6 protein-coding genes are annotated in these 7,413 nt (G+C 31.0%); 2 read left to right on the top strand and 4 right to left on the bottom strand.

Annotated elements, in window-relative coordinates; genetic code table 11:
• Nucleotides 1–93: 93 nt before the first annotated feature.
• The 4 genes from B3792_RS11770 to B3792_RS11755 all read right to left on the bottom strand — a co-directional run bounded on the left by B3792_RS11770 (nt 94) and on the right by B3792_RS11755 (nt 5,722).
• The gene (locus B3792_RS11770) at nt 94–1,263 is read right to left on the bottom strand and encodes a dicarboxylate/amino acid:cation symporter (RefSeq protein ID WP_291069665.1); all 1,170 of its coding nucleotides are present in this window, start codon (nt 1,261–1,263) and stop codon (nt 94–96) included.
• 115 nt (nt 1,264–1,378) lie between these two features.
• Nucleotides 1,379–3,226 carry a LysM peptidoglycan-binding domain-containing protein gene (locus B3792_RS11765; RefSeq protein WP_114998740.1) on the bottom strand — a complete coding sequence of 616 codons (1,848 nt, stop codon included), beginning with the start codon at nt 3,224–3,226 and terminating at the stop codon, nt 1,379–1,381.
• 42 nt (nt 3,227–3,268) lie between these two features.
• Nucleotides 3,269–4,867 (bottom strand): bacillithiol biosynthesis cysteine-adding enzyme BshC, encoded by a 1,599-nt coding sequence (gene bshC / locus B3792_RS11760; protein ID WP_114998742.1) that lies wholly within the window; start codon nt 4,865–4,867, stop codon nt 3,269–3,271.
• Nucleotides 4,868–5,722, bottom strand: coding sequence for a glycerophosphodiester phosphodiesterase family protein (locus B3792_RS11755; RefSeq protein WP_260509597.1), 855 nt, complete (start codon nt 5,720–5,722; stop codon nt 4,868–4,870).
• Nucleotides 5,723–5,854: 132 nt separating this feature from the next.
• Here B3792_RS11755 and B3792_RS11750 point away from each other — a divergent pair, with 132 nt between their 5' ends.
• Together B3792_RS11750 and B3792_RS11745 are read left to right on the top strand one after the other, a co-directional pair.
• Nucleotides 5,855–6,289: a hypothetical protein gene (locus tag B3792_RS11750; protein ID WP_038336372.1), complete on the top strand. Its 435-nt coding sequence runs from the start codon at nt 5,855–5,857 to the stop codon at nt 6,287–6,289.
• Between the two features lie 119 nt (nt 6,290–6,408).
• A complete protein-coding gene (locus B3792_RS11745) occupies nt 6,409–7,383 on the top strand; it encodes a hypothetical protein (RefSeq protein ID WP_280035376.1) in 975 nt (324 codons plus the stop codon).
• Nucleotides 7,384–7,413 lie beyond the last annotated feature (30 nt).

The following is a 7,413-nucleotide window of genomic DNA, read 5'->3' as shown; positions in this document are numbered from 1 at the left end:
CACACTTCGTGGGATAGTGTCTATTCTTAAAACGAAAAAGAGTTCCAATATTTTTTGGAACTCTTTTTTTATTTGGATTAATATTTTATTTTTTTATTGAACATCTTTCTTGAATAATTTATTCAACGTTACAGCAATCGCACCATCTCCAGTTACATTTCCTGCTGTTCCAAAACTATCCATTGCGATATAAAGTGCAATCATCAAAGCTTGATTTTCTGCATTAAATCCTAACATAGAAGCAATAATACCAATTGCTGCCATAATCGCTCCACTAGGAACTCCAGGAGCTGCAACCATTGCAATTCCAAGCATCATGATAAATCCTAAAAATTGAACAAAATCAATTTCCATTCCTTGGATTAACATCAATGCTAAACAACAACAAACGATTTTTAACATCGAACCAGATAAATGAATTGTCGCACACAACGGCACAGCGAAATTAGCAATTTCGTCACGAACACCAATTTTCTTTACTTGCGCAATTGTTATAGGTATTGTTGCAGCAGAAGATTGTGTTCCTAATGCTGTGAAATAAGCTGGTAACATCAATTTCATCATGGTAAATGGATTTTTTTTTGTAATAATTCCAGCAATTGTAAATTGAAGCACTAATAAGAAAACATGAAGCACGAAAATTACACCAATTATTTTAAGGAATACGTTCATAATTGTTACAACTTGTCCTGAATATGACATGTTCAAGAAGATTCCGAAAATGAAAATTGGTAATAATGGAATGATTAAATTTTGAATTAAATACGTAATAATTTCTTCGAAATCATCTGCAAATTTTCCAAAAGTCGAATCTTTTAATCGTGATAATCCAATTCCGAAAAGAAATGAAAATACCAAAGCTGGCATTACATCAAATAACGGAGGAAACTCTATCGAAAAGTATGGTGTAAATTCTTTGGCTTTTTCTGCTAAATTAATTTGCCCAGTTTGATGTTCTAATAATTGTGGAAAAATAGACATACTCGCTGAGTAGCCTAGTAATCCTGAAAAAATGGTTGATCCGTAAGCAATTAAAACGGTTGCTAATAATAATTTTCCGGCTGTTTGTCCTAATCTTCCAATTGATGGAACGATTAATCCAACAATGATTAATGGGATTAAAAAGTTAAGTAATTCGCTAAAAAAATCATTGAAAGTCATAAAAATACGACCAACAGCTTCTGGGATAATTCCACCGAGTACAATTCCGAGTACAATGGCTAGAATAACTTTTACGAGTAAATTGTCTTTAAGTTTGTGCATAGTCAAATTTAGAAAAAATCCGTTCAATTCAAGGTTTTAATTCTAAATGTTGATAAAAAGAAAAAAGCGATACTAAAATTTAGCATCGCTTTTTGGTATATAATTTTTGATAAAATTATTTTTTAGGTAAACGTACAATTCGGCTCGCATCGTTCGTATAAGCTTTACTTCCGCTTATTTTTTTGTAAGCAAATTTTGACGCCAAACGTGTGTTTTCTGTCGTAATATTGTTGGTAACATCACCTTTATTATTCATTCTGTCCACAATATCATACGTTACATCGTAACCTAATTGCTCGTAACGCGTCGGAAATTCACAATAAACTTCTTTGAAATCTTTGATCACACTTTGCACTTCCGTATCTCTTGTATTGATTAAACGCGCAGTACTAAACACAAAACCAAATTCGCGGAATGCATCGATATTTTTTGCATTATCTGCGTTATAAACATCATAAACCGAAACCGATTTTATTCCGTAAGCTTTGATATTGTCTTTGTTAAATGTTTTTAATTTTTCTAAATATTGTTTTCCCAAATTATCATCATCACCAACTAAAACCGTAATAATTGGCGTATAATAATCTTCACCGTTAACTTTATCGTGTGGTTGAACAATTTTTGCAACACTATCTACAATGACAACATTTGCTTTCAACTGTTTTTCTAATTGTTTTTTCGTATAACTTGCTAACTCTTGATCGTCACGATTTGTTAATAAATAAACTTGTTCTCCAGCAAAGTTTTTCCCAATTTCTTCGATGATTTGATCTGCAATTACTTCATCTTTTGGATTAGAAATCAATAAATCATTGAAAGAATTTAACGAATCGTCATTTGCATAAGGCGAAATCACAGCGATACCAGAATTACTGAAGAAGTTGGCAACTTCTGTAATATCAGACGTGTTCAACGGGCCGATAACAGCATCCGTTTTACTAAAATCTGTTGTTGATAAAATATCTTGCAAGTTTCCGTTTTTCGTATCGATCACTTTCACATTTACATTTTTACCTTTTTTCGCCAAATGAGTCAACGCTAATTTAGCTCCAGTAAAAAATTGCATTGCTTGCGAATTTTTTAATTGCGGATTATTTGCAACATCAAAAGGTAGCATAATAGCAACATTAATTTCATTGTCATTAGCACGTTTCAACTTTCCTGCAGTTCCGTATTTGATGATTTTAGCATTTTTTTGCAATGGAATTTTAAGTGTCATTCCAGCTTTTAAACCATTGATTAAATCAGGATTTAAACGCAATAACTCATCTAAATTCGTGTTGTATTTTTCTAAAATTCCGTAAGCCGAATCTCCATTCTGAACAACATAGTTGATCGTGTTTTCTTCGATTACAACAGAACCAGATTTTTTAGGAATCGTTATCACCATTCCTTCTTTTACACCTGTTTGTAAAGCTGGATTTTCTGCATATAAATCGTCAACACTTACATTATACTGTTTTGCTAAAGTGTATAAAGTTTCTCCTTTTTTGATTAAATGCGTTCCTTTTGGAACAGAAAAAACTTTATTTGTCACATCTTTTGGAAGCTTGATTACGTCACCAATTTCTAAACCTCTTTCTTTGATTTGAGGGTTTAATGAGTTCAATGTTTCTTCCGAAATTTTATATTTTTTTGTCAAATTGTAAACCGTTTCTTTCGGCTCAATTGTAATATATTGATAATTATCGTCCGAAATTTTTACGTTTGACGTAGTCGTTTGTGTATTGGTTTCAGTTGGTTTGGTTGTCGTAGTTCCTTTACCTGGAATCACAATCAAATCACCTGGATGAATCCCATTTTTTTCAATTTTAGGATTGGCTTTATACAATTCTTCTTGCGAAACACCATATTGCTTCGAAATTCCGTAAACGGTTTCTTTTGCTTGAACTGTATGCGTTTTTTGTTGAGCATAAAGTGCTGATGCACCAACAAATAACAATAAAGCTAATATTTTTTTCATTTAGATGAATTTTCGTGGTCAAATATACAAATTATGTTTTGTTTAGAGTTCCTCTTTCAATGTATTTATGATGAACTCAAATTCAAAAGGTCGAAGACTATCTTCAATAAAATCAATGAAATACTGAATATTAATGTAATCAAAATCAGCAAAATTTTTCACACGTTCTTGCAAACCATTTTGTTGAGAAAGATCATTTAATAATTGCTCGATTCTCTTCAATAAATCTTCATTTTTTTTCACTTCTGCATGCACCAAACGTTGTTTTATTTTCTCAAAACCTTTCAATTGTTTTGTACGCTGCGCTTGTATCATATCGGCAAAAGAAGATTCTGTTAACGAACTCAAATGTTCCAAACGTTCAAAAATGCTTTTTAATTCTTCTTCCAATTCAGGAAGTTTTGGAGCAATTTCTGATGAATTTATCGAACGTTTTTTTGTGATTGCTAAACTATTCGAAAATAAATCTTCGTTTGATAGATCTAATTTTTGTTGTTTTTCGTATTGTTTTTCAGTTCGGATTAACAATGAATTTCTCAAAACTAAAAGTGGAAAATCAACTTCAAATTGATTGAACATTTCTTTCAGTTGTAACCAATAAGCCATTTCGCCACCGCCGCCAACATAGGCAACATTTGGTAAAATTGTTTCTTGGTACAATGGTCTCAAAATCACATTTGGGCTAAATTTATCTGGATTTTGATGTAAATCGGCAATAATTTCTTCTTTCGAAAATTTGATTGAAGTGTTATTGACAAAATACGTTCCATTTTGTTCAACAATACGTTCGCGCGAATTATTTTGATTGATATAAAACAAATTTATCTCACGAGGATTCACTTGAATAGAATACCCCAATTGTTCTAATTTCTCATTTTGAGGTATTACTTTTTTGAACGATATTGACTGAATTAATTCTTCTTCAAAAGTTGGAATCATCAATTTTTTCAATTCTTTATCATCTCCATCAATCATCAACAATCCAAGATCTTTGAATAATAAATGAACCAATTTTCGTGTTGCGTCTGTCAAATTATCATTCGATAAATAAGATGCTTCAATCAAATTTTGCAATTCAGTTTTCTTTTTTCCATTTGGAATTAATGACAAAAATGAATCAAAAACTTTTTGTAAACCGTTTGTTGATAAACGACCAACTGGTCCACCAAATTCTTTTTCCCAATGAATAATTCGATCTCCAAATTTGAAATGATTAATTTCTTCGAAATCGTGATCTTCTGTCGCCATCCAAAACATCGGAACAAAATTGATTTCACTTTGTTCATTATTCAATTCTTCGCATGCTTTGATAACTTGCAAAATTTTATAAAAAAAGAAAATTGGACCTGTAAATAAATTTAATTGATGTCCAGTCGTAATTGTTACTGTATTCTTTTCTCTTAATTTTTGTAGATTATTTTGTTGCTTTTCCGATAAATCTAAATGACCTAATTGTTTCGAAATTTGTTCAACAAGAATTGCTCTATTTTTATAATGTCCAAGCTTATTTTTCGCTTGTTTTATATAGTTTTCTTTGGTTGGAAATAGGTTGTAGAAGTTTTTCAAATCCTCGTCTTGATTGATATAATTTAGCATCAATTTTGAAAAATAATTTGAATCCTTAAGTGATATTGTTTCCATTTAATTTTTATTAATCGTTTGATGTACATCCATTGCTCTGTCTGTTGCAAAAATGTCGACACCATCTTTTTCTAAATCGCGGTAAAGTTGTCCATTTCTCGCCGAAACACTTTTGTCTAAGTTTCCTAACGTCCCAAAAATGACCAAAATATCCTTGTCATGAATTTTGTTTAAAAATGATTTGTCATTGCGTCGAGTTCCTGTAAAGGCAACCATTTTGTCAGTCGGAATTCCGCTGTTCATCATTTCATTAAATTCGCGTTCGTTTCGCATCGAAACAGACAATAGCATATCTGGCGCAAGTTGATGCAACTTTTTCGCTTGACCAACTGTATACGTCACCAAAACAACCTGTTTTTGCATGTTTACATGTTCTATTGTCTTCACAATATCACGATAATCAACACCTTTTTTGATGTCAACCATAAAATAAATCGGTTTACTTTTCCCCCAATTTAGCGCTTCTGCAAAAGTCGGAATTTTGTATGACGTTTGTTGTCCAAAATCATCTACCAAAAAGTATTCCTTAATGGTTTTTAAGTCAACTTGATTGACATCTTGTCGCCCTGTGCTTGTTCGTTGCAACGAATTATCGTGCATTAAAATAAGTTGATTATCCTTTGTTTCGGCAACATCAATCTCAAAAATTTGTATTCCTTTTTGATAAAGATGTTCAAAAGTTTCGACACAATTTTCGGGAAAACCATGTATTCCACTTCCTCCACGATGCGCGCTGACAAAATTTTTGTTTTTGGTCGAATATTTGAAGGATATTTCTTCGGATGAAGTATTTTGATGTGTTTTGGATTGATTTTTCTTCGGATTACAACTAAAAATAGTCAGTAAACTGAACATTAAAATTCTGAAATAATATCGTTTAAAATAGCTGAAATTCATATTTTTAAATAAAAAATTAAATTAATTCATTCTAAAATTACGAATGAAGCTGTAAATTTAAACTGAAAATAATCAACAAAATAAATTATTATGGGACTTAGAACTTTTTTGAAAAGAATTTTAGGAAAAACTGAAACTGCGATTGATGTTGCGGGAGATAAATTTGACGATGTTTCGGCAACTGTAAAAAAAGCAGGAACATTGATTGCAGATGACGCATCGGATTTTGCGCGTAAAACAATCAATAATATAAAAGATGCTTCGGGTGATTTGAAAGAACAATCGAAAGAAGCCGCTAGAGATTTTAAAGAAAGATCGAAACAAGATTATAACGAAGTAAAAGATATTGCGGAAAAGCAAATGAAAGAAACAAGTGCTTTTGTGAAAGAGAAAGTTTCGGATTTGAAAGAAACTTTTAAAGAAGAAAAAACAGAATTGGAAGAAAAAGCTGATGAGTTAAAAACAAAAGCCGAAAATAAATTAGACGAAGCTTCTGAAGACATTAAAAAAGAGACAAACGATTAAAAAGTCTTTATTTATCAAGTTTTATTACAATTTATAAATGTTAAATTTAACATTAGTTATTGATTATTATAAAATTGGTTTAATTTTTGATTTAATAATTTTTCCTCGAAATAATTAAAATGACTGAATACAAAGATCTCGAGCCCTCTACAAACCCTAAACATAAAAATGAATTCGTAAAGAATATTATTATTGCTGTTTTAGCAGTATCCTTGTTATTAGCTATTGGGTATATTGTATATTCTAAAGAAGCAAATGCAAAATCTTCGATAGAAATGCAAAGTGATATCAATGATTTGGAACGATCTAGAGAAATTCTGAAACAAGAATTACGTATAATTAGATCAGATTTTGATGATGCTAAAACTCGAGTTGTAAAAAAAGATTCTTCTTTAAGTTATCAAGATCGATTGATTTTGGAGAAACAAAAAGAGATTCAATCAATCTTAAATAAAGAAGGAATTACAAGTGGAGAGTTGCAGCGTGCTAAACGTTTGATAACCTCTTTACAAGCAGATATTAAAGTTTATAAAGAAGAAATTGTTCGCTTGAAAGACGAAAATAAAAAGCTGACAAACAAGAATACAGAGTTAACTTCGGAAAATTCTCATTTGAATGAGCAGAAAAAAACTGTTGAATCAAATTTGAGTACTGAAAAAGAAAATCATCAGAATTTAATCAAAGAGACAAATTCTACTTTATCGATTTCAAATTATACGATTAAAGGTTTGAGAGTAAAATCAAGCGGAAAAGAAGTGGAAACAACGCGAGCAAGAAGAATTGATAAAGTTAGAGTATCTTTTGATTTGGATAAAAACTTGAATGCGACTTCAGAAACCAAAGAATTGTATGTATCTATTTATAAACCAAGCGGCGAGATAGGAAAATTTAAAGGTGCTGATGCAGGTGAAACAACTTTACGTTCTGGATCTTCTGTAGAATATTCTGATCGTGTAAAAGTTAATTACAATAATATGTCTGGCTCAAGAGTTAATTTTGACTGGGTTGATTATGACTTTCCAAAAGGTGAATATAAAATCGATATTTACCAAAATGGATACAAAGTTGGTCAAAATGTGATTACACTTCGATAAATATTAAAAGACACTGTACCAAAAACTGTG

Origin of the sequence: Empedobacter sp. UBA5924 (genome assembly GCF_002431085.1) — a bacterium.
In the GTDB taxonomy this organism is placed as follows: domain Bacteria; phylum Bacteroidota; class Bacteroidia; order Flavobacteriales; family Weeksellaceae; genus Empedobacter; species Empedobacter falsenii_B.
Note: the sequence above shows the minus strand (reverse complement) of the source record. Positions and strands in the feature narration are given on the sequence as shown.

What these genes read in the sequence shown, in the direction of transcription:
- B3792_RS11765 (WP_114998740.1), bottom strand. Translation starts at nt 3,226, where the DNA reads ATGAAAAAAATATTAGCTTTATTGTTATTTGTTGGTGCATCAGCACTT.
- B3792_RS11755 (WP_260509597.1), bottom strand. Translation starts at nt 5,722, where the DNA reads ATGTTCAGTTTACTGACTATTTTTAGTTGTAATCCGAAGAAAAATCAA.
- B3792_RS11770 (WP_291069665.1), bottom strand. Translation starts at nt 1,263, where the DNA reads ATGCACAAACTTAAAGACAATTTACTCGTAAAAGTTATTCTAGCCATT.
- B3792_RS11750 (WP_038336372.1), top strand. Translation starts at nt 5,855, where the DNA reads ATGGGACTTAGAACTTTTTTGAAAAGAATTTTAGGAAAAACTGAAACT.
- B3792_RS11745 (WP_280035376.1), top strand. Translation starts at nt 6,409, where the DNA reads ATGACTGAATACAAAGATCTCGAGCCCTCTACAAACCCTAAACATAAA.
- bshC (WP_114998742.1), bottom strand. Translation starts at nt 4,867, where the DNA reads ATGGAAACAATATCACTTAAGGATTCAAATTATTTTTCAAAATTGATG.